This window comes from Pseudomonas sp. YQ_6, from assembly GCF_043103245.1.
Lineage (GTDB): Bacteria > Pseudomonadota > Gammaproteobacteria > Pseudomonadales > Pseudomonadaceae > Aquipseudomonas > Aquipseudomonas alloputida.
In genome coordinates this window covers 40,048-60,206 of the sequence record NZ_JBICJR010000027.1, presented here as the reverse complement: position 1 = coordinate 60,206, position 20,159 = coordinate 40,048, and the positions used below count along the sequence as shown (strand labels likewise).

Below are 20,159 nucleotides of genomic sequence, written 5' to 3'. Positions count from 1 at the left end.
AATCTTCCTAGTGTTTGGGGGCGTCCGCCGGTACCTGCAACTGCGCTTTCCAGCGCTCGACATTACGTTGCAGCACAGCTTCGGATGCACCAGAGATCGGCAATTCTGTCAGTTTTTTTGCCAATTGCCCACGCAACCAGCTGTCATTGCACGCCGAGTTGTGCGACAGCGCCAGGTAAAGGCCCGGCCTGTCCACCGGCAAGCCGCGGGCTATCAGGTCATTGCTCATGCCCAGGCTCTGGGCCATGGCCATACCGGAGTAACGGCCAGCCAGCACATAGTCGACCTGGCCGAGTACCAGTTTCTGGAACGCCTGGGTCAGGTTCTGCGCCGGCACCAGCTTGAGCTGGGCTCTGGCGAACGCGGTAAAGGCCGGGGTCAGACGCGCACGCTCGGACAAACTGCCCTGGTACCTGGCCAGATCGGCCGGGCCATCAAAGGTCACCGCTGCATCATGGCGGGTCCACACCAGGTACTCATTGAGCTGCAACGGCGGATGGATGTAGTCCAGCGCGGTCAGTTGCTCCACCTCCAAAGGGGTGTCGAGCAGCAGGTCCATGCGCCCACTGCGCACCTCTTCCAGCGCCTGATCACGGCGACCGGCACTCAGCACCTCGACCTTCACACCCAGTTCGCCAGCCACCTGGCGCAACAGGTCGACGTTGGCGCCAATCAGGTGCCCGGGGTCTTTCGGGTCTTGCCACGAATAGGGCGGCGCATCTGGGCTACCGGTCGCCACCAGGCGCTCGCATTTGCCTGCTGCCATAGCCAGTGATGGTAGCAACAGCGCCACGCACGCCAGCACCCTGCCCGTTCCGCGCAACGTCATGCCTTACTCCTCAACCCATAAAAAAACCCGACCCTCAAAGCGAGGGCCGGGTTCTTTATAAGTGAAGCAGGCGGATCAGACCAGCTTTTCCAGCTCCGGAACCGCTTCGAACAGGTCAGCGACCAGGCCGTAGTCGGCCACCTGGAAGATCGGCGCTTCTTCGTCCTTGTTGATCGCCACGATCACTTTGGAGTCTTTCATGCCGGCCAGGTGCTGGATCGCGCCGGAGATACCGACGGCAATGTACAGCTGTGGCGCAACGATCTTGCCGGTCTGGCCGACCTGCATGTCGTTCGGCACGAAGCCTGCGTCGACTGCGGCGCGCGAAGCACCGACAGCGGCGCCGAGCTTGTCGGCCAGGCTGTACAGGTGTTTGAAGTTGTCACCGTTGCCCATGCCACGGCCGCCGGAAACGACGATCTTGGCAGCGGTCAGCTCTGGGCGGTCGGACTTGGCCAGCTCTTCGCCAACGAAAGCCGAAATACCGGCGTTGTGCGCAGCCCCAACAGCCTCGACGGCAGCCGAACCACCTTCGGCGGCCACGGCGTCGAAGCCGGTGGTACGCACGGTGATCACCTTGATGGCCGCGCTCGATTGCACGGTGGCAATGGCGTTACCCGCGTAGATCGGGCGCTTGAAGGTGTCGGCGGACTCGACCGAGATGATCTCGGAGATCTGGTCCACGTCCAGCAGCGCGGCAACGCGCGGCAGGATGTTCTTGCCATTGGTGGTAGCCGGGGCCAGCACGTGGCTGTAACCCTTGGCCAGCTCGACGATCAGCGGCGCGACGTTTTCCGGCAGGACGTGGGCGTAGGCGGCGTTATCAGCCACCAGCACCTTGGCAACACCAGAGATTTTGGCAGCGGCTTCAGCAACGCCGCCGACGTCCTGGCCTGCGACCAGCACGTGCACATCACCACCGATCTTGGCGGCTGCGGCGACAGTGTTCAGGGTGGCCGGGGCTACGGCACCGTTCTCGTATTCAGCGACAACCAGGATAGTCATTTAGATTACCTTCGCTTCGTTCTTCAGCTTCTCGACCAGTTCGGCCACCGACTTGACCTTGATACCCGCGCTGCGGGCAGCAGGCGCTTCGACTTTCAGGGTCTTGTTGGTGGAGGCGAGGGAAACGCCCAGTGCGTCTGGAGTAACAGTCTCCAGCGGCTTCTTCTTGGCCTTCATGATGTTCGGCAGCGACGCGTAGCGTGGCTCGTTCAGGCGCAGGTCGGTGGTGACGATCGCGGGCAGGTTCAGCGCAACGGTCTGCAGGCCGCCATCGATTTCACGGGTGACATTCAGCTTGTCGCCAGCAACTTCGACCTTGGAAGCGAAGGTACCCTGGGCGAAGCCAGTCAGCGCGGCCAGCATCTGGCCGGTCTGGTTGTTGTCACTGTCGATGGCCTGCTTGCCGAGGATGACCAGCTGCGGCTGCTCCTTGTCGACAACGGCCTTCAGCGCCTTGGCCACGGCCAGGGAGTTCAGTTCGTCAGCGGCTTCTACCAGGATGGCACGGTCGGCACCCAGGGCCAGGGCAGTACGCAGTTGCTCCTGAGCGGTGGTCGGGCCGACGGAAACCACGACGATCTCGGTCGCAACGCCTTTTTCCTTCAGGCGTACGGCTTCTTCCACGGCGATTTCGCAGAAGGGGTTCATGGACATCTTGACGTTAGCAAGGTCGACGCCGGAGTTGTCCGCTTTGACGCGAACCTTGACGTTGTAGTCGACCACTCGTTTGACAGCTACAAGAACCTTCATGGATTCCTCGTTACTCTCCGGTGAATAGATAGTCGCCTGGGGCAGAGCCCAGCGATGCGCGTGGGTACAAGGGCACCTCTAAAAACGTATCGGGAGGCAGCATCTTCACAGTGACCAAACAGTCTTGTTCGGACTCTTGCGACAAATCCTCACGGGTCATTTCCTGTCGTGGCGTGTAAACTCCACTACAAACCGGCCTAAGCCCGCAAAACCCTGCTCCACACCTGGTCTTTAGAGGTGTACCTGCGCCCGGCTGCAAGCCTACGGCGAACGTAAAACCGCTCGTATCTTGACCGTAACACCCATTCCGGTCAATACGGCAAATCGGTCACCCTCCAGCCGCGTTCCTGTGATTTTACTGGCCTGCGGCAAATTCAAACAAACGTTTGTATTGGACCCGCCAAGTGGTGTAGATATAATGCGCGGCCAAGACAAAACGGTGTAGTCCGTCATTTGCCCAGCTACAGTTCCGCCGTTGCGTAGAACCGCTGCGAATGCCCCGCACCCATAAGACAAAGCAACAGCACGAGCCTTGATGAGTAGGAGAGAACCAGTGGAACGCGAATACATGGAATTCGACGTGGTCATCGTCGGCGCCGGCCCGGCGGGCCTGTCCGCCGCCTGCCGCCTGAAGCAGAAGGCCGCCGAAGCCGGTAGCGAAATCAGCGTCTGCGTGGTGGAGAAAGGCTCTGAAGTCGGCGCCCACATCCTCTCTGGCGCAGTGTTCGAGCCCCGCGCCCTGAACGAGCTGTTCCCCGACTGGAAAGCGCTCGGCGCACCGCTGAACACCGAAGTGAAGCGCGACGACATCTACGTGCTCAAGGATGCCGGCAGCGCGACCAAGGTGCCTGACCTGTTCGTGCCCAAGACCATGCACAACCATGGTAACTACATCATCTCGCTAGGCAACCTGTGCCGCTGGCTGGCCCAGCAGGCCGAGAACCTCGGTGTGGAGATCTACCCGGGCTTCGCCGCTCAGGAAGCGCTGTTCGACGACAACGGCGTGGTCCGCGGCATCGTCACCGGCGACCTCGGTGTCGACCGTGAAGGCAACCCCAAGGACGGCCTGTACACCCCGGGCATGGAACTGCGTGCCAAGTACACCCTGTTCGCCGAAGGCTGCCGTGGCCATATTGGCAAGCAGCTGATCAAGCGCTTCAACCTCGACAGCGAGTCCGACGTCCAGCACTACGGCATCGGCCTGAAGGAAATCTGGGAAATCGACCCGGCCAAGCACGAACAGGGCCTGGTGGTGCACACCGCCGGCTGGCCGCTGGACGTGGTGGCCAAGGAAAACACCGGTGGCTCGTTCCTTTATCACCTGGAAAACAACCAGGTGGTGGTCGGCCTGATCGTCGACCTGTCCTACGCCAACCCCTACCTGTCGCCGTTCGACGAATTCCAGCGCCTCAAGCACCACCCGGTGATCAGCCAGTACCTCGAAGGCGGCAAGCGCATCAGCTACGGCGCCCGCGCCTTGGCCAAGGGCGGCATCAACTCGCTGCCGAAAATGGTCTTCAATGGTGGCGCGCTGATCGGTTGCGACCTGGGCACCATGAACGTGGCCAAGATCAAGGGCAGCCATACCGCGATGAAGTCCGGCATGCTCGCCGCCGAAGCAGTGGCCGACGCATTGATCGCCGGTAGCGAAGGCGGCGATCAATTGAACAGCTATGTCAGCGCCTTCAAGGCCAGCTGGCTGTACGAAGAACTGTTCGCCAGCCGCAACTTCGGCCCGGCCATGCACAAGTTCGGCCCGCTGCTGGGTGCGGCGTTCAACTATGTCGACCAGAACTGGTTCGGTGGCAAGCTGCCGTTCACCCTGCACGACACCAAGCCGGACTATGCCTGCCTCAAGCTGGCCGCCGACTCGAAAAAGATCGACTACCCGAAACCGGACGGCAAGCTCAGCTTCGACAAGCTCAGCTCGGTATTCCTCTCCAGCACCAACCACGAAGAGGAGCAACCCTGCCACCTGAAGCTGACCGATCCGAGCATACCGATCGCCAGCAACCTGCCGCTGTACGACGAGCCTGCCCAGCGCTACTGCCCGGCAGGCGTGTACGAAGTGGTCACCCAGGAAGACGGCAACAAGCGTTTCCAGATCAACGCGCAGAACTGCGTGCACTGCAAGACCTGCGACATCAAGGACCCGGCCCAGAACATCACCTGGGTCACCCCTGAAGGCGCTGGCGGGCCGAACTACCCGAACATGTAAGTAAGGCCCCTGCCCTTGCGGCAACAAAAAGCCCCCGGTTCTCATGAGCCGGGGGCTTTTTGTTGGCTGCCATTATCAGGCAGTACGCACTTCCTCAAAGAGTTCTGGATGGCGATCCAGCAGCTTGAGCAGTTTCACCAACGCCACTGGCGGGGTGGTCTTGCCGTTTTCATAACGGGAGAACGCATTGACCCCACCACCGAAGATTTCCCCCGCTTCACGCTGGTCGAGGTCGAACTTTCTGCGTATGGAGGCAATAAAGGAAGGATCCACAACATTTGCGTTGACCTGGCGCTCGAATGCCGTCATCAAGTGACTGACGCGCATGGCTTCATCATGACTCAGTACGCATTCACCACATGCAGAGCAGTAATCGCCACTTACCTCCGGGATCACTGTCATCTCGCCTTTGTAGCTATAGGGCATGCCCTGAATGTCAGGTGCAAGCTCCGAGCCGCCGCATATTGGACATCTCATGGTTACAACTCCTTGAAAGACACGATGAGCACGTCGTCTACCACGGACAATTTCAAATAAACGTACCCAATTGCTGTAAGCGGGCGATACACATCCTGCCAAACCTGGTGGTCAATATGGCTGGTCATGCTCTTGTAGAAATCAGTGCGCTTTAAGCTGGTGATCACCTCAAGCATGCCCGGAAAATCCATTCCCAGCGCCTTGGCGCCTTTCAATGCAGCACCCGTAGGACGGATTCGCCTTGCCGCAGCCAGGGCTTTTACCCGCTCCAGCGGGCAATGAGGCATTCTCTTTTCCATGAGAAATTAACCTTCCAGGTTAAATTTGGCTAATAGGTTATTCCAATAGCCCCCACCTGGAAGTCTGCCCCAATGCCCCGCAGCCGTTACCGGCTCATTTGTCGCCGCACATGACCGGCATCGGCTCCGCCGCAAACACCAATGGCTCACGGCGCCCGAAATACAAGGCTGTCAGCAGCCCCACCGCGCCCATGATCAGACAAAACCCGACACACACCCACGGGCTCCACGGCATCAGCGCAATCAGTGCCAGCGGCGTGGTACTGGCCCACAATGCGTAGGCCACGTTGTAGGTGAAGGAAATGCCCGATACGCGGATCTGCGCCGGGAACAGCCCCACCATCACCGAGGGCACCACCCCCACCACGCCGCAGCTCAACCCCGCCAGCGCATAGGCCAGCCAGGTCATGCCCCACTGCCCCACCAGGCTGGCGTACAACGCGCCGATACCCAGCGGCAGCAACAGGCTATACAGCATCAGCGCGCGCCAGGCACCCACACGGTCGACCAGCAGCCCGGCCAGCACGCAGCCAATGTTGAGGAAGACGATGCCCACGCTGCTCAGCGCGAAGGTGTGCCCGGCACTCATGCCGAAACGCTGCTGCATCACCGTCGGCGTGATCACCACCAGCACCACCACCGCCGAGGTCAGCACACAGGTCAGCAACGCGGCAGGGATCAACGCCCGGCGGTGCTCGCCCAGCACTCGCCGCAGCGGAAACGTCACAGGTTGCTCCTGGCGCGCGCGCAAGGCGAGGAACACCGGTGTTTCACTGAGCCAGCGGCGCAGCCACACACCAATCACACCGAACACCCCACCCAACAGGAACGGGTAGCGCCAGGCGTAATCGAGGATTTCCTGCGGAGTGAACAGTTGCGCCAGCAAGGTTGCGGTCAGCGCCCCCAGCAGGTAGCCGAAGGTCAGCCCGGCCTGCAGAAAGCCCAGGGCATAGCCGCGCCGCCCGTTTGGCGCGTGCTCGGCAACGAACGTCCAGGCGCTTGGCACTTCACCGCCTACGGCAGCCCCCTGGAGGATACGCAAGGCCAACAGGATCAGCGGGGCGGCATAGCCGATGTCGGCATAGGTCGGCATCACACCGATCAGCAGACACGGCAGGGCCATCATCAGGATGCTCAGGCTGAATACCTGCTTGCGCCCCAGATGGTCGGCGAAGTGCGCCATCAGGATGCCGCCCAGCGGCCGCGCCAGATAGCCGGTGACGAAGATTCCGAAGCTTTGCAGCAGGCGCAGCCATTCGGGCATCTCGGGCGGGAAGAACAGCTGGCTGAGGGTCAGCGCGAAGAACACGAAAATGATGAAGTCGTAGATTTCCAGCGCGCCGCCCAGCGCCGCCAGGCCCAGGGTCCGATGGTCGCCACGGCTGAACCGGGGCGGGCGAGCGGTATCGATGGCAGTCATGGCAGGGTCCGCAGATCGGCAAAGGGCAAGAGCATAACAAATAGCTGCCCGATTGCCCCACCGGCAGCACCGCTAGCGGTTGAACACCGTATGCGCGAAGTTGGCTCGCGGCCGTGGCCGCGCGGTACTGGCTGGCAGCGTGCCCGGCAGCGGTAGCTTGCCGACCACCATCGGGGCGTCGATGATTGCCATGAACGTCTCCAGCGCCTCGTTATCGGGCGCCTGAGGCAGGCTCAGGCTGACCGCCTGGCGCTCGGTCTGCGGTACTGCTGGCACTTTCAACTGGCTGGAATGGTAAAGCAGGGCATGCTGGATTTGTGTGCTGACGCGGCAGAAGCGTTCCAGATCTACGCCACAATGGCTGGCCAACTCGATATTGCCCAGCAACAGGTGAAAGGGCTGCAAGGCGCACTGCACCAGGCGCTGCAGTTCCTCGAAGCTATCCACGGGGGCTATCCGGTAATAGCCCAGGCCATTGAGCAACCGCTCCAGTTGCAGGCGCTGGCACGGGTGTGCATCGGCGATGAGGATGCGCAGGGTCTTGTTTGCCATGGTCGGACCTGGGCCATTAGGTAATGGGCACGCTCCATGACCATACTGCGCCGGTAACGGCTATTGCCAGGGCCATGCCTGGCAGCGGTCTTCTTTGATAGAAGTCGGGAAAGCCGCATAAATCAAGTGATTGACTGACGGAATTTGCATTTGCCTTTAACCTGGCAATCAGGATTCCCATTGCCGCATGCGCACCCGGCAGTGCTTCATGGCATTGACGATGTGCTTTTCCACCAGGCTGCGCGAGATGCCCAGCCGATCGGCGATCTGCTGATGGGACAGCCCCTCGATTTTACGCAACAGAAAACTGTCACGGCAGGGCCTGCTCAACTCATCAAGGGCCTTTTGCATCAGTGCCAGGCGCTGGTCCAACTGCAGGTCATGCTGCAATTCAGAGCTATGCAGCCGACTATCGGCATCCAGGGCATCGAGCGGCTCGGCCTGGCGCACCAACTGACGCCGGTGCCGATCGACAACCAGGTTCAGCGCGGTGCGATACAAGAACGCACGCGGATGCTCGATCTGTTCGCTGCCGGTACGCTCCAGGACCCGCAGATAAGCATCGTGAGCGACGTCCTCCGCCGCCTGACGGCTACCCAAGCGTGCAGACAGAAAGCTCACCAGTTCACGATAGTAATGTTCCACGAGGGTACCTGAGGGCGTCCTGCCGGCCCTTGATCAGCAGCTTGGGGACTGAGTGATATCAGTGTGGAATACTACAAATTATAATTATTCTCAGCAACACACCGGCGCGTACTATCCTGGCTAAATCTGCCTTGCCAGCCTTCGTCTAACTGTGACCTCCCTGCGCACCGTGATTGGCTGCGCGTGGCCTTTATCCCTGGCTGGAAGTCCGCATGAGACGCTCAACCCACACTCGCCGTCGCCTCCTCCTCGGCGGCCTGGGCCTGCTTGGCCTTGGCAGCCTGCTGGCCTGGACATCCCTGCCGTTCGGCGCGCAGCCGGTCAGTACCGTTGCCGTCACCCGCGCCGACATCGAGAGCAGCGTAACAGCGCTGGGCACGCTGCAGCCGCGGCGCTACGTCGACGTCGGTGCACAAGCCTCCGGGCAGATCCGCAACCTGCACGTCGAGGTCGGTGATCAAGTCCACAAAGGGCAGTTGCTGGTCGAGATCGACCCCTCCACGCAGCAGGCCAAGCTCGATGCCGGGCGCTTCTCGATCGATAATCTCAAGGCGCAGCTGGCAGAGCAGCGCGCCCAGCTCAAACTCGCCCAACAGCAGCTCAAGCGCCAGCGCGACCTGGCAGCGGTCGGCGCCACACGCGAAGAAGACCTGCAAACGGCCGAAGCCCAGCTCAACGTGACCCAGGCACGCATCGACATGTACCAGGCACAGATCCGCCAGGCCAACGCCAGCTTGCGCAGCGACGAAGCCGAACTGGGCTACACACGCATCTTCGCCCCTATGGACGGCACGGTAGTGGCAGTGGATGCCCGTGAAGGCCAGACCCTCAACGCCCAGCAACAAACGCCGCTGATCCTGCGCATCGCCAAGCTGTCCCCCATGACCGTCTGGGCCCAGGTCTCGGAGGCCGATATCGGCAAGATCCAGCCTGGCATGACCGCCTACTTCACCACCTTGGCCGGCGGCAAGCGCCGCTGGACCAGCACCGTGCGCCAGGTGCTGCCCATTCCGCCCAAGCCACTGGACCAGACCAGCCAGGGCGGCGGCAGCCCAGCCAGCGCCACCGCCGGCGCCACCGGCAGCCAAGTCGTGCAATACACCGTGCTGCTGGACGTGGACAACCCCGATGGCGCCCTCATGGCAGAGATGACCACCCAGGTGTTTTTCGTCGTCGGCCAGGCCAGCCAGGTGCTTAGTGCCCCGTTGGCCGCACTGGACGATAGCGACAGCGAAGGACTACGCCTGGCCCAGGTTTTCGGCCGCGACGGCAAGGTCGAACAGCGCAAGGTGCGCACCGGTCTGAGCGACCGCTTGCGGGTGCAGATCCTCGATGGCCTCAGTGAAGGTGATCGACTGGTTATCGGCGCTCCTGCCGCCAGCGGAGGTTGAATGGCCACGCCCCTGATCGAGCTCTGTGACATCCGTAAAGCGTACGGCGGTGTCGACACCCCCAGGGTAGAAGTCCTGCGCGGCATCAGCCTGCGCGTGCATGCCGGCGAATTCGTCGCCATCGTCGGCGCCTCCGGCTCCGGCAAGTCGACCCTGATGAATATCCTCGGCTGCCTCGATCGCCCAAGTGCCGGCAGCTACCGCTTCGCCGGCAAGGACGTTGCCGAGCTGGACAGCGACGAACTGGCCTGGCTGCGCCGCGAGGCCTTCGGGTTCGTGTTCCAGGGCTACCACCTGATCCCCTCCGGCTCAGCCCAGGAAAACGTCGAGATGCCAGCCATCTATGCCGGTACCCCAGCCGCCGAACGCCAGGCCCGCGCCAGCGCCCTGCTCGGCCGCCTGGGCCTGGCCAGCCGCACCGCCAACCGTCCGCATCAATTATCCGGTGGCCAGCAGCAGCGGGTCTCGATTGCCCGGGCGTTGATGAACGGTGGCCACATCATCCTGGCCGACGAACCGACCGGCGCCCTCGACAGCCATAGCGGCGCCGAGGTGATGGCGCTGCTCGACGAGCTGGCCAGCCAGGGCCATGTAATCATCCTCATCACCCACGACCGCGAAGTGGCTGCCCGGGCGCACCGGGTTATCGAGATTCGCGACGGCCTGGTGATCAGTGACTCTGCCGCCGACCAGCCGCCCGCCCATGCCCACAAAGGCATACAGGCAGAAGAACTGCGCCAGCGCCTGGACCGTGGCGCAACCCAGCACGGTGCCTGGAAAGGTGAACTGCTCGAATCGCTGCAGGCGGCATGGCGAGTGATGTGGATCAACCGCTTCCGCACGGCACTGACCCTGCTCGGAATCATCATCGGAGTCGCATCGGTGGTGGTGATGTTGGCTGTCGGTGAAGGCAGCAAACGCCAGGTAATGGCACAGATGGCCGCCTTCGGCTCCAACATCCTATACCTCAATGGCAGCCCCCCGACCCTGCGCGAACCGGCTGGGCGCATCACCCTGGACGATGTTGCGGCGATCGGTGAGCTGCCGCAGGTCAAACACATCATGCCGGTGCTCGGCGAAAAGATGATGGTCCGCCACGGCAACAACAGCCAGCAATTCTACGTGGGCGGCAACAACACCTTTTTCCCGGAGATTTTCAACTGGCCGGCCGTTGAAGGCAGCTTTTTCACCGAGACTGACGAGGCCAGTAGCGCAGCGGTGGCTGTGATCGGCCAGAAAGTCCGGGAAAAGATGCTTGCCCCTGGCAGCAACCCTATCGGCCAGTACCTGCTGATCGGCAATGTACCGTTCCAAGTGGTCGGCATCCTTGCCGGCAAAGGCGCCAGCTCTGGCGACCAGGACAGCGACGGGCGCATCGTGGTGCCATTTTCGGCAGCGGCCATCCGCCTGTTCGGCCACCGCGACCCGGACTATATCGCCATTGCCGCGCGCGACTCAGGCCAGGTCAAGGACACCGAAGCGGCCATCGACCGCCTGCTGCGCCAGCGCCACCAGGGCAAACACGATTTCGAGCTGACCAACGATGCCGCCCTCATCCAGGCCGAGGCGCGCACGCAGAACAGCCTGTCGTTGATGCTCGGGGCCATTGCCGCCATCTCGCTGCTGGTCGGCGGTATCGGGGTGATGAACATCATGCTCATGACCGTGCGCGAGCGCACCCGTGAAATCGGTATCCGCATGGCCACCGGCGCCCGCCAGCGCGATATCCTCCGGCAGTTCCTGAGCGAGGCGATCATGCTGTCGATGGTTGGCGGCCTGACCGGCATCGCCCTGGCCCTGGTGGTCGGCGCCAGCCTTACCCTGGCCGACATTGCCGTGGCGTTCGCCCTGCCTGCCATTGTTGGCGCATTTGCCTGCGCCGTCATCACTGGGGTGGTGTTTGGCTTCATGCCAGCACGCAAGGCTGCACGCCTTGACCCGGTCAAAGCCCTTACCAGCGAATAGCCCATGACATTGCCACGCCACCTTTGCCTGCTGCCCCTGAGCTTGTCACTCCTCGCCTGCTCCACGCCAACGCCACCAACTATGGGCATCGCCCCGCCCGCCGATTGGCAAAGCCCTACTGCGAGCAAGGCACAGGCACTGCCTGATCAACGCTGGTGGCAGGCCTTCGCCAGCCCAGAGCTTGACCAGTTGATCGAGATTGCCCGAAACAACAGCCACGACCTGGCCGCGGCTGCAGCCCGGGTACGCCAGGCCCAGGCGCGGGCAGTAATCGCCGGCGCGCCGCTGCTGCCTGAGGTGCAGTTCGGCCTGGATGCCAGCCGCCAGCGCCTGCTTCGCGGCGAGGGCAACGATCAGCTCGATGCCAGCAGCAGTGAGCGCACCAGCACCTCGTTCGATGCCAACCTCAGCGCCAGCTACGAAATCGATTTCTGGGGCGGCCTGCGCAGTGCCCGCGACAGCGCCTTGCGCAGCCTCGACGCCAGCCGCTTGGACCGCCAGACCGTGAAGCTGACCCTGTTCGGCAGCGTCGCCGACACTTACCTGCAAAGCCTGGCTCTCAAAGAACAGCTGCGTATAGCCCAACTCAACCTGCGCAACGCCCAAGCGGTGCTGAGCCTGGTCGAAGCCCGCCAGCAGTCCGGCTCCAGCACCCAACTCGAGCTGGCCCAGCAGCGCAGCCTGGTGGCCGCTCAGCAACGCCAACTGCCGCTACTTGAGCAGCAGTGGCAAGACACCCAGGTCACCCTGGCAACGCTACTGGGGCTACCGGTGCAACAACTGCCGACCAGTACCGCAGCGTTCGCTGACCTGCGCTGGCCTCGCATCGCCAGTGGCGTGCCCAGCGAGCTGCTGGCGCGTCGCCCCGACATTGCAGCCGCCGAGGCGCGCCTGGCCGCGGCCAGCGCCAATGTGCAGGTCGCCAGGGCAGCCCTGTTGCCCAAACTCACGCTGGGCGTGGAATTCGGCAGCGGCGCCAGCACCTTCGCGCAGATTTTCGACAGCCCCTACTACACCCTGACCAGTGGCCTGGTCGCCCCGGTGTTCAACCGAGGCCGTCTGCGCGCCGCGCAGCAACTGGCCGAGGCCGAACAGGAAGAGTTGCTGGAGGCTTACCGCACCAGCATCCTGGCCGCTTTCGCCGATGTAGAAAAAGCACTGAACGCCACCCAAGGGGTGGACCGTCAACGCCAGTGGCAGGATCAGGAAGTTGAACAATCACGCATCGCCTTCCAGCTGGCCGAACGCCGCTACCGCGCCGGCGCCGAGACCTTGCTGACCGTGCTCGACACCCAGCGCAGCCTGTACCAGGCCCAGGACCAGCAGGCCCGCCTGCAGCTAAGCCAACTGCAGGCCAGCGTGGCCCTTTACAAAGCCTTGGGCGGTGGCTGGCAAGCGGATAGCCCGACGCGCTAGGGCGTCAGGCTATCTGGTGTTCACGACCGCTGCCTGACCTTCAGGTGGCGAGCATACCAGGGGCGGCGCGGCACTTTGCCTACCAGCCCGTCAAAGCGCTCCTCGTCGCTGTAAATCAGACGCAAGGCCAGCTTCATGGTTTCCGGGTCCATCTCCACGCTACGCCCTGGGCGCAGCCCCGGCACGTTACTGCAGCCGTGGGTGTCCGGTCCCAGCCAAGGGTCGGCGACCTCCACCCAGCGCCCCGGCGCGAACCATGGCACGCCATTGACCTCAAGGCGCGTGACTGCGCCAGGGTGGAATCGTTCATGGGCGCGGAACCAGTCCTCGACACGGTCGTCGATCCAGCCATGGAAGCGCCAGAACACAGGGTTGACGTGGGAAGAGAACGGGTCCCCGAGAAAGTCGTTCTGCGCGCCATACCAGCGCGCCGCGAAATCATCCGGCGTGCGCGCCATCGGCACCGGCATGCCGTTGCTCGGGTCACGTGGGACTGAGGCCCAGCGCATGTGCAGCCAGTCGTGCAAGCCCAGTTCAAGCTCCGAGCCGAACTGCCCCAACGTCAGCCGGGACAGGTACTGGGGGTCGCTGTAACGCGACTCCCACACCTCGAAATTGCCATGAAAGGTTTCGGCGCTTTTGATATCGCGCACCCACTGGGTGTACTCGTCATCATCGTAAGCCAACCAGGTTGGTGGCAAGGCGTTGCCGTCATGATTATCGAAGTAACGCGCGAAACCCAGGCGATCGCGCTCAAGTTCAGGCTGTGGCAAGGGGAAGCGCGGCCATGACGGCAGGTCCTGGATGGCCCGTGCAGCGCCGAGCATGTGCCGGTGCATGAACAGGAAGTCTTCACCCGAGCCGTTGCGGTCCTTGTGCCGGCCACGGGCATCGCGTTCACGGTCACGCGGCCCCGGCTGCCAGCCCAGGCCACGCAAGGCGTTGCGCTTGTCCTTGTCGAGCTTGTGCCATTTGTCACGGGAGGCATGCCACAGCTGGTGGAACAGGCGATGCTCCGGCGCGATCAGCCAATCGATCATCGCCGGCGACAAGGCGGTGCGTTCGCGGGCTTCGGGAAAGGTCTGCTTGTGGGCCAGGAAGCGATTGTCCTGCTCGGGCATGGCCAATGGCCGCTCAAGGTCGAGGATGCTCCCATTGAGGGTGGCCGGCCCCGCATTGCCAAATACCCCCCACACTTCATCCAGCACGAGATGGCACTCGTAGCGCGGCATGCGGCCGCCATCGGCACTGTCGAACAAGCGCCAGCGCAACCGCCCCGGCTTGTCGGCAGGCAAGTCGCCGAGCACCCGATATCGTGGCTCGCCACCGCTGCGCAAGCGCTCGGCGGTATCGAGGTAACCGCGAATGCTGCGGCCCTTCTGCGCAACATCGATGAACAATTCCAGCGTCTCGCCCTGCAAGCCCGGCAAGCCGGCCTGCGCCCCCTTGAACGACCAGCGCCAGATGCCGCGCAAGGTGTCGCCCAGTTGCTGGGTCGCCGTGTCGGCCAATTCCACGACCGCCTCGCCGGGGGTTTCCGGGAATTCCTCTCGGGTGAGCTGACGCTGGACATACAGCGCCCCCGGCACCGTAACGCCCGCCAGTGCCACGCCCGCGATGAAGCCTCTCCGAGAAATCGTCATTGAACTACCTGTGCCAGTCGTTGTGGCCGCTTAGCACGGCCCATCGAAGGCTAGAACGTTGAGCTGGCAAGAAAATTTAACCGCCCTGGCGGCGCGCCGGAGACAGGAGGGCCGGTTAAATTTCTGCCGCGTGCACTCGTTCCCTCCAGGTAGCAATGGCCCCAGGCCCGAACCTCTGCGGTGAACCTACTGAGACCGAAATGACGACAGCACGCTGGAAAAAAGCCTTGTATATCAGCCTGGCCGCCACCTTGACCGTCGGTGCCGGAGCGGCTGCCTGGTACCACTTCGACAAGGACGGCTACCCCATAGAGGTCGTGCGCCAGGCCAATGATCTGCAAGAGCGGATCATTTCGTTCGACAGCCATCTCACCCTGCCGCTGGACTTCGGCACCGAAGGCCGCGAAGCTGACAAGGATGGCCCGGGCCAGTTCGACCTGGCCAAAGCCGCGCGCGGGCGACTGTCCGGCGCTGCCCTGACCGTCTTCGCTTGGCCCGAGTCCTGGACCGGCGACAACGGCCCGCACCACCCCACCGACGGTTTCGTCGATGCCGGGCGACATGCCCAGGAAGTGCGCTACAACGCCATCAGCGCCATGGTGCGAGACTTCCCCAACCAGGTCGGTATCGCCTATACCCCCGACGACATGCGGCGCCTGCACGGCGAAGGCAAATTCGCGGTGTTCATCAGCATGCTCAACGCCTATGCCCTGGGCGACGACCTCAGCCAGCTGGACACCTGGGCTGCCCGTGGCGTGCGCATGTTCGGCTTCAACTACATCGGCAACAACAACTGGGCCGACTCCTCGCGCCCGCTGCCCTTCTTCAACGATACCCCAGATGCCCTCGGCGGTTTGTCTGCCATCGGCCGCCAGGCGGTGCAACGGCTCAATGACCTGGGCGTGATCATCGACGTTTCGCAGATGTCGACCCAGGCCCTGACCCAGGTGGTCGAACTCAGCCGTGCGCCAGTGGTGGCCTCGCATTCGGCCCCCAGGGCCGCCGTTGACATTCCGCGCAACCTCACTGACAAGGAAATGCAACTGATCAAGGGCACCGGCGGGGTCATCCAGATCGTTGCCTTCGGCACCTACATCAAGCCGCTGTCCCAGAAGTCGCAAGAGCGCCTGAACAGCCTGCGCGCCGAGTACGGTCTGCCGCCCCTGGTCAACCAGGCCAATGCCTTGATGCCGGGCGACCCGATCATCGCCGGCTGGCCCGAGCAGAAAGTCGGCCAGTACGCCGAAGCGCTGTACGCGATCCTTGAGGAAGAACCCCAGGCAACGCTGAAGGATTACGGCGACGTCATCGACTACGCAGTACGCAAGGTCGGCATCGACCACGTCGGCATTGCCTCGGACTTCAACGAGGGCGGCGGCATCGCCGGCTGGAACGATGCCAGCCAGGCGCGCAACGTCACCGCCGAGCTGATCAGCCGCGGCTACAGCGAAGCCGATATTGCCAAGCTGTGGGGTGGCAACTTCCTACGGGTCTGGGGCCAAGTGCAAAACGCTGCACGCCCGACCGCCACCTCTTCCCGTTGAGCTGCGAGCCGCCCATGAACGACCGACGTACTTTCCTCAAGCAGGCCAGCCTACTTGCAGCCGGGCTGCCCTTGGCCGGCCAACTGCTGGGCAGCGCCCAGGCGGCGCCGCGCACGCCTCCGGCCACGGATGCCTGGAGCGGTTTTCGCCAACTGTTCGAGCTCGACCCCCACTACGCGCACTTCGCCAACTTCCTCATCACCTCGCACCCGCGCCCCGTGCGCGAAGCGATCGAAAGCCTTCGCGCACAACTCGACCAACACCCGGCACGCTGCGTCGAGTGGGACACCCAGAGCGAGTGGAAGCACGAAGCCGAGGTGCGTGAATGGGCGGGCCGCTATCTTGAAGTCAAGCCACGCCAGATCGCCCTCACCGGCAGCACCACCGAAGGCCTCGGGATGATCTACGGCGGCCTGCGCCTGAACCCGCAGCAAGAAATCCTGACCACCGAACACGAGCATTACTCCACCCGCAACATCCTCGCCTATCGCAGCCAGCGTGACGGCACCCAGGTGCGCAAGCTGCGCCTGTTCGACGACCCGGCCAAGGTCTCCGACGACCAGGTACTAAGCACCATTGCTGCCGCCATCAAGCCGCAGACCCGTGTGCTGGGCATGACCTGGGTGCATTCAGGCAGTGGCGTGAAACTGCCCGTCGGGCAGATCGGCGCCCTGGTCCGCGAGGCCAACCGCGACCGTGACGAAAACGACCGCATCCTCTACGTGATCGATGGCGTACACGGCTTCGGCGTCGAAGACATGCGCTTCGCCGACCTGCAGTGTGACTACTTCATCGCCGGCACCCACAAGTGGATGTTCGGCCCACGAGGCACCGGGATCATCTGCGCCGCCTCCACCGAGCTCAAGCACCTTACGCCCACCTTCGCCACCTTCTCGGAGAATGAGGATTTCGCCACCACCATGACCCCAGGTGGCTACCACGCCTTCGAGCATCGCTGGGCGTTGGGCAAGGCATTCGAGCTGCATCTGCAGCACGGCAAGGCGGCGATCCAGGCACGCATCCATGGCCTCAACGACTACCTCAAGGAGCGTCTCGCGCAGCACCGCGCCATCGAACTGGTGACGCCGCGCAGCCCTAACCATTCAGCGGGCTTCACCTTCTTCCGGGTCAAGGGCCAGGACGTCGAGGCCATAGCAGCGCACCTGAACAGCCAGCGCATCGTGGTCGATGCGGTCGATCGCGATGTAGGGCCGGTCGTGCGTACCGCGCCTGGCCTGTTGAACACCGAAGCCGAGATCGACCGCCTGGTCGATGTCCTGGGCCAACGCCTGCGCGCCTGATTTTTCTTAGCCAACAGCTGACGGAATCTACTTCATGTCCGATGATGCACGCCTCACCTCATCCCCCCGGTTCACGCCTCGCTTGCGCCACTTGTGCTGCCTGGCCGTGCTTGGTCTGGGCGCCGCCAGTGCGCAGGCCGCCAGCCAGCCCACCCCAGGCGAAGTCTTCCGCGACTGCAAGGCGGCCTGCCCGGAAATGGTGGTGCTGCCCGCCGGCAGCTTCGTGATGGGTACGCCCGAGGATGAGCCCGGGCGTGAGGGCGATGAGGGTCCACAGCACACCGTGACCTTTGCCAAACCATTCGCCATCAGCCGCTACCATGTCACCGCAGGCGAACTGGATGCCTATATCCGCGAGAGCGGGGTAAAGATCGCCGACGGCGACACCCGCCCAGGGCGCTTCTGCGCCGCCAGCAAGCCGACCTACAAACAGGGCCCGCGCCAGCCTGCCGTGTGCGTGAGCTGGTTCGATGTCGAGCAATACGCCAAGTGGCTGTCGAAAAAAACCGGCCACACCTATCGCATGATCAGCGAAGCCGAGCGCGAATATGCCGCGCGCGCCGGTTCAACCGGCCCGTTCCCCTTCCCCTTCGATAACGGCGACGCCTCCAGGTACAGCATCGCCCAGCACGCCAACACCTACGGCCCCACCGACGGTTACTCGTACACCGCCCCGGTCGGCAGCTACCCGGCCAACGCCTTCGGTGTCTACGACATGCACGGCAACGTGTATGAGTGGACGGCCGACTGCTGGCACGACGGCTACGACGGTGCGCCGAGCGATGGCAGCGTCTGGTCCGGCGGCGACTGCAGCGTGCGAGTTATGCGTGGTAACGACTGGGGCGAAGCCCCGGTGTTCTCGCGCTCCGGCAACCGCAACAACCGCGCCCCCGATGTGCGCGGCGATTTCCTCGGCTTCCGGGTCGCTCGCGAACTCTGATGGCCCCTAACCACGCGTGATTCGGGAGACACCCATGACCAGTAAACCACGTGGCGCCGTCAGCGAACTGTTCGGCCTGCTCAAACCCTTCTGGCCCCTGGTGACGGTTTCGATCATCCTGGGCATGGTCGGTGGCCTCAGTGTCACCGCCCTGCTGGCGACCATCAACTCGGCCCTGCACAGCGACACCGGCCTGACTCAAGCCGTGGTCCTGGGTTTTGCCGGGCTGTGCCTGCTGGCGCTGTTCAGCTCGATCTGCTCGGACATGGGCACCAACTGGGTCGGCCAGCACATCATCGCGCGCCTGCGCCGTGAGCTGGGCGAGAAGGTGCTGGCAGCGCCGATCGACCAGATCGAACGCTACCGCAGCCACCGCCTCATCCCAGTGCTGACCCATGACGTCGACACTATCAGCGACTTCGCCTTCGTCTTCGCGCCCCTGGCCGTTTCGCTCACCGTCACCGTGGGCTGCCTGGGCTATCTGGCGCATCTGTCGATACCGATGTTCCTGGTGATCCTGGTGGCCATCGGCATCGGCTCGGTCATGCAGTTCGTTGCCCGCTCGTGGGGTGTGCGCGGCTTCGAAAGCGCCCGAGAAGCCGAGGATGAACTGCAAAAGCACTACAGCGCGATCGCCGAAGGTGCCAAGGAACTGCGCATTCACCGCCCACGCCGCAAACGCATGTTCCAGCACGGCATCCAGGACACCGCCAACCGTATTTGCGCCACCCAGGTACGCTCGATCAACACCTTCGTAATCGCCAAGACCCTGGGCTCGATGCTGTTCTTCGTGGTCATCGCCGTGGCCCTGGCCATGCAGTCGCTGTGGCCCACAGGCGACAAGAGCGTCACCAGCGGTTTCGTGCTGGTGCTGCTGTACATGAAAGGCCCGCTGGAACACCTGATCAGCACCCTGCCGATCATCAGCAAGGCCCAGATCGCCTTCCGCCGCATCGCCGAACTGTCACGCCAGTTCTCATCGCCCGAGCCGCACTTGCTGCTGGATGACACCCGCGCCGCCGACAAGGCCCTGCACACCCTGCAGCTGCAGGACGTCAGCTACACCTTCCCCCGTGTGGAAGGCAGTGAGCCGTTTCATCTGGGTCCGGTGAACCTGAGCATCAAGCAAGGCGACATCGTGTTCATCGTCGGCGAAAACGGTTGCGGCAAGACCACCCTTATCAAGCTGCTGCTCGGCCTATACGCACCTCAGCAAGGCAAGATCAACCTAGACGGCAAGCCGGTGACGGCCGAAAACCGTGACGACTACCGGCAGCTGTTCACCACCATCTTCGCCGACTACTACCTGTTCGACGATGTCATCCAGGGTGACCGGCCAGTACCTGCCGATGCCAGTCGCTACCTGGAGCGCCTGGAGATCGCTCACAAGGTCAGCATCCGTGACGGCGTGTTCAGCACCACCGACTTGTCCACTGGCCAACGCAAGCGCCTGGCGCTAGTGAGCGCCTGGCTGGAGGAGCGCCCGGTGCTGGTGTTCGACGAATGGGCCGCCGACCAGGATCCGACGTTCCGGCGCATTTTCTACACCGAGCTGCTGCCGGACCTCAAGCGCCTGGGCAAGACCATCATCGTGATCAGCCACGACGACCGCTACTTCGACGTCGCCGACCAGCTCATCCACATGGCGGCAGGCAAGGTCCAACAGGAGAACCGCGTCGCAGATTGCATTTAATTTTTCCGGTTTTGGCCGATGAGTGCGTCCCAATCAATAACAAGAATTAATACTATTAACATCTGACACTC

Annotated in this window: 17 protein-coding genes; 8 read left to right on the top strand and 9 right to left on the bottom strand. The window is 63.1% G+C overall.

What is annotated here, in order from left to right; translation table 11 throughout:
* Nucleotides 1–7 precede the first annotated feature (7 nt).
* The 3 genes from ACF8FG_RS08370 to ACF8FG_RS08360 all read right to left on the bottom strand — a co-directional run bounded on the left by ACF8FG_RS08370 (nucleotide 8) and on the right by ACF8FG_RS08360 (nucleotide 2,584).
* Nucleotides 8–829, bottom strand: coding sequence for an ABC transporter substrate-binding protein (locus tag ACF8FG_RS08370; protein WP_076402746.1), 822 nt, complete (start codon nucleotides 827–829; stop codon nucleotides 8–10).
* 75 nt (nucleotides 830–904) lie between these two features.
* On the bottom strand, nucleotides 905–1,834 hold the full coding sequence (locus tag ACF8FG_RS08365; protein ID WP_318078888.1) for an FAD-binding protein: 930 nt from the start codon (nucleotides 1,832–1,834) through the stop codon (nucleotides 905–907).
* Nucleotides 1,835–2,584 (bottom strand): electron transfer flavoprotein subunit beta/FixA family protein, encoded by a 750-nt coding sequence (locus ACF8FG_RS08360; protein ID WP_014590265.1) that lies wholly within the window; start codon nucleotides 2,582–2,584, stop codon nucleotides 1,835–1,837.
* 535 nt (nucleotides 2,585–3,119) lie between these two features.
* On the opposite strand from ACF8FG_RS08360, the gene ACF8FG_RS08355 reads away from it, so the two are divergent.
* Nucleotides 3,120–4,802, top strand: coding sequence for an electron transfer flavoprotein-ubiquinone oxidoreductase (locus ACF8FG_RS08355; RefSeq protein WP_080557776.1), 1,683 nt, complete (start codon nucleotides 3,120–3,122; stop codon nucleotides 4,800–4,802).
* Nucleotides 4,803–4,877: 75 nt separating this feature from the next.
* Here the strand turns inward: ACF8FG_RS08355 and ACF8FG_RS08350 are convergent, their stop codons facing one another.
* The 5 genes from ACF8FG_RS08350 to ACF8FG_RS08330 all read right to left on the bottom strand — a co-directional run bounded on the left by ACF8FG_RS08350 (nucleotide 4,878) and on the right by ACF8FG_RS08330 (nucleotide 8,195).
* The gene (locus ACF8FG_RS08350) at nucleotides 4,878–5,279 is read right to left on the bottom strand and encodes a type II TA system antitoxin MqsA family protein (RefSeq protein WP_003254235.1); all 402 of its coding nucleotides are present in this window, start codon (nucleotides 5,277–5,279) and stop codon (nucleotides 4,878–4,880) included.
* Between the two features lie 2 nt (nucleotides 5,280–5,281).
* The gene (locus ACF8FG_RS08345) at nucleotides 5,282–5,578 is read right to left on the bottom strand and encodes a type II toxin-antitoxin system MqsR family toxin (RefSeq protein ID WP_041166873.1); all 297 of its coding nucleotides are present in this window, start codon (nucleotides 5,576–5,578) and stop codon (nucleotides 5,282–5,284) included.
* 94 nt (nucleotides 5,579–5,672) lie between these two features.
* Nucleotides 5,673–6,998, bottom strand: a complete 1,326-nt coding sequence (locus ACF8FG_RS08340; protein ID WP_318078887.1) for an MFS transporter — start codon at nucleotides 6,996–6,998, stop codon at nucleotides 5,673–5,675.
* 72 nt (nucleotides 6,999–7,070) lie between these two features.
* Nucleotides 7,071–7,550 (bottom strand): hypothetical protein, encoded by a 480-nt coding sequence (locus ACF8FG_RS08335; RefSeq protein WP_014590260.1) that lies wholly within the window; start codon nucleotides 7,548–7,550, stop codon nucleotides 7,071–7,073.
* A gap of 168 nt (nucleotides 7,551–7,718) precedes the next feature.
* Nucleotides 7,719–8,195: a sigma-70 family RNA polymerase sigma factor gene (locus ACF8FG_RS08330; RefSeq protein WP_014590259.1), complete on the bottom strand. Its 477-nt coding sequence runs from the start codon at nucleotides 8,193–8,195 to the stop codon at nucleotides 7,719–7,721.
* A 212-nt stretch (nucleotides 8,196–8,407) separates the two neighbouring features.
* Between ACF8FG_RS08330 and ACF8FG_RS08325 the strand changes: the two genes are divergently transcribed.
* Genes ACF8FG_RS08325 through ACF8FG_RS08315 form a run of 3 tightly spaced genes read left to right on the top strand, consistent with a single transcriptional unit; the run spans nucleotide 8,408 to nucleotide 12,967 of the window.
* Entirely contained in the window at nucleotides 8,408–9,586 is a 1,179-nt protein-coding gene (locus ACF8FG_RS08325) for an efflux RND transporter periplasmic adaptor subunit (protein WP_014590258.1), read from the top strand.
* The gene (locus tag ACF8FG_RS08320) at nucleotides 9,587–11,551 is read left to right on the top strand and encodes a MacB family efflux pump subunit (protein ID WP_010954965.1); all 1,965 of its coding nucleotides are present in this window, start codon (nucleotides 9,587–9,589) and stop codon (nucleotides 11,549–11,551) included.
* A gap of 3 nt (nucleotides 11,552–11,554) precedes the next feature.
* Complete coding sequence (locus ACF8FG_RS08315) at nucleotides 11,555–12,967, top strand: efflux transporter outer membrane subunit (protein WP_019437858.1); 1,413 nt, start codon at nucleotides 11,555–11,557, stop codon at nucleotides 12,965–12,967.
* A gap of 20 nt (nucleotides 12,968–12,987) precedes the next feature.
* Here ACF8FG_RS08315 and ACF8FG_RS08310 read toward each other — a convergent pair whose 3' ends face one another.
* Complete coding sequence (locus tag ACF8FG_RS08310) at nucleotides 12,988–14,610, bottom strand: twin-arginine translocation signal domain-containing protein (RefSeq protein WP_318078885.1); 1,623 nt, start codon at nucleotides 14,608–14,610, stop codon at nucleotides 12,988–12,990.
* A 200-nt stretch (nucleotides 14,611–14,810) separates the two neighbouring features.
* Here ACF8FG_RS08310 and ACF8FG_RS08305 point away from each other — a divergent pair, with 200 nt between their 5' ends.
* The 4 genes from ACF8FG_RS08305 to ACF8FG_RS08290 are packed head-to-tail and all read left to right on the top strand — an operon-like array spanning nucleotide 14,811 to nucleotide 20,088.
* The gene (locus ACF8FG_RS08305; RefSeq protein WP_318078884.1) at nucleotides 14,811–16,154 is read left to right on the top strand and encodes a dipeptidase; all 1,344 of its coding nucleotides are present in this window, start codon (nucleotides 14,811–14,813) and stop codon (nucleotides 16,152–16,154) included.
* 14 nt (nucleotides 16,155–16,168) lie between these two features.
* Nucleotides 16,169–17,455, top strand: a complete 1,287-nt coding sequence (locus tag ACF8FG_RS08300; RefSeq protein WP_020193868.1) for an aminotransferase class V-fold PLP-dependent enzyme — start codon at nucleotides 16,169–16,171, stop codon at nucleotides 17,453–17,455.
* A gap of 34 nt (nucleotides 17,456–17,489) precedes the next feature.
* On the top strand, nucleotides 17,490–18,395 hold the full coding sequence (locus tag ACF8FG_RS08295; RefSeq protein ID WP_010954970.1) for a formylglycine-generating enzyme family protein: 906 nt from the start codon (nucleotides 17,490–17,492) through the stop codon (nucleotides 18,393–18,395).
* 34 nt (nucleotides 18,396–18,429) lie between these two features.
* Nucleotides 18,430–20,088 carry a cyclic peptide export ABC transporter gene (locus tag ACF8FG_RS08290; protein WP_318078882.1) on the top strand — a complete coding sequence of 553 codons (1,659 nt, stop codon included), beginning with the start codon at nucleotides 18,430–18,432 and terminating at the stop codon, nucleotides 20,086–20,088.
* The last annotated feature ends 71 nt before the right edge of the window (nucleotides 20,089–20,159 follow it).

What these genes read in the sequence shown, in the direction of transcription:
- ACF8FG_RS08370 (WP_076402746.1), bottom strand. Translation starts at nt 829, where the DNA reads ATGACGTTGCGCGGAACGGGCAGGGTGCTGGCGTGCGTGGCGCTGTTG.
- ACF8FG_RS08365 (WP_318078888.1), bottom strand. Translation starts at nt 1,834, where the DNA reads ATGACTATCCTGGTTGTCGCTGAATACGAGAACGGTGCCGTAGCCCCG.
- ACF8FG_RS08360 (WP_014590265.1), bottom strand. Translation starts at nt 2,584, where the DNA reads ATGAAGGTTCTTGTAGCTGTCAAACGAGTGGTCGACTACAACGTCAAG.
- ACF8FG_RS08355 (WP_080557776.1), top strand. Translation starts at nt 3,120, where the DNA reads ATGAGTAGGAGAGAACCAGTGGAACGCGAATACATGGAATTCGACGTG.
- ACF8FG_RS08350 (WP_003254235.1), bottom strand. Translation starts at nt 5,279, where the DNA reads ATGAGATGTCCAATATGCGGCGGCTCGGAGCTTGCACCTGACATTCAG.
- ACF8FG_RS08345 (WP_041166873.1), bottom strand. Translation starts at nt 5,578, where the DNA reads ATGGAAAAGAGAATGCCTCATTGCCCGCTGGAGCGGGTAAAAGCCCTG.
- ACF8FG_RS08340 (WP_318078887.1), bottom strand. Translation starts at nt 6,998, where the DNA reads ATGACTGCCATCGATACCGCTCGCCCGCCCCGGTTCAGCCGTGGCGAC.
- ACF8FG_RS08335 (WP_014590260.1), bottom strand. Translation starts at nt 7,550, where the DNA reads ATGGCAAACAAGACCCTGCGCATCCTCATCGCCGATGCACACCCGTGC.
- ACF8FG_RS08325 (WP_014590258.1), top strand. Translation starts at nt 8,408, where the DNA reads ATGAGACGCTCAACCCACACTCGCCGTCGCCTCCTCCTCGGCGGCCTG.
- ACF8FG_RS08320 (WP_010954965.1), top strand. Translation starts at nt 9,587, where the DNA reads ATGGCCACGCCCCTGATCGAGCTCTGTGACATCCGTAAAGCGTACGGC.
- ACF8FG_RS08315 (WP_019437858.1), top strand. Translation starts at nt 11,555, where the DNA reads ATGACATTGCCACGCCACCTTTGCCTGCTGCCCCTGAGCTTGTCACTC.
- ACF8FG_RS08310 (WP_318078885.1), bottom strand. Translation starts at nt 14,610, where the DNA reads ATGACGATTTCTCGGAGAGGCTTCATCGCGGGCGTGGCACTGGCGGGC.
- ACF8FG_RS08305 (WP_318078884.1), top strand. Translation starts at nt 14,811, where the DNA reads ATGACGACAGCACGCTGGAAAAAAGCCTTGTATATCAGCCTGGCCGCC.
- ACF8FG_RS08300 (WP_020193868.1), top strand. Translation starts at nt 16,169, where the DNA reads ATGAACGACCGACGTACTTTCCTCAAGCAGGCCAGCCTACTTGCAGCC.
- ACF8FG_RS08295 (WP_010954970.1), top strand. Translation starts at nt 17,490, where the DNA reads ATGTCCGATGATGCACGCCTCACCTCATCCCCCCGGTTCACGCCTCGC.
- ACF8FG_RS08290 (WP_318078882.1), top strand. Translation starts at nt 18,430, where the DNA reads ATGACCAGTAAACCACGTGGCGCCGTCAGCGAACTGTTCGGCCTGCTC.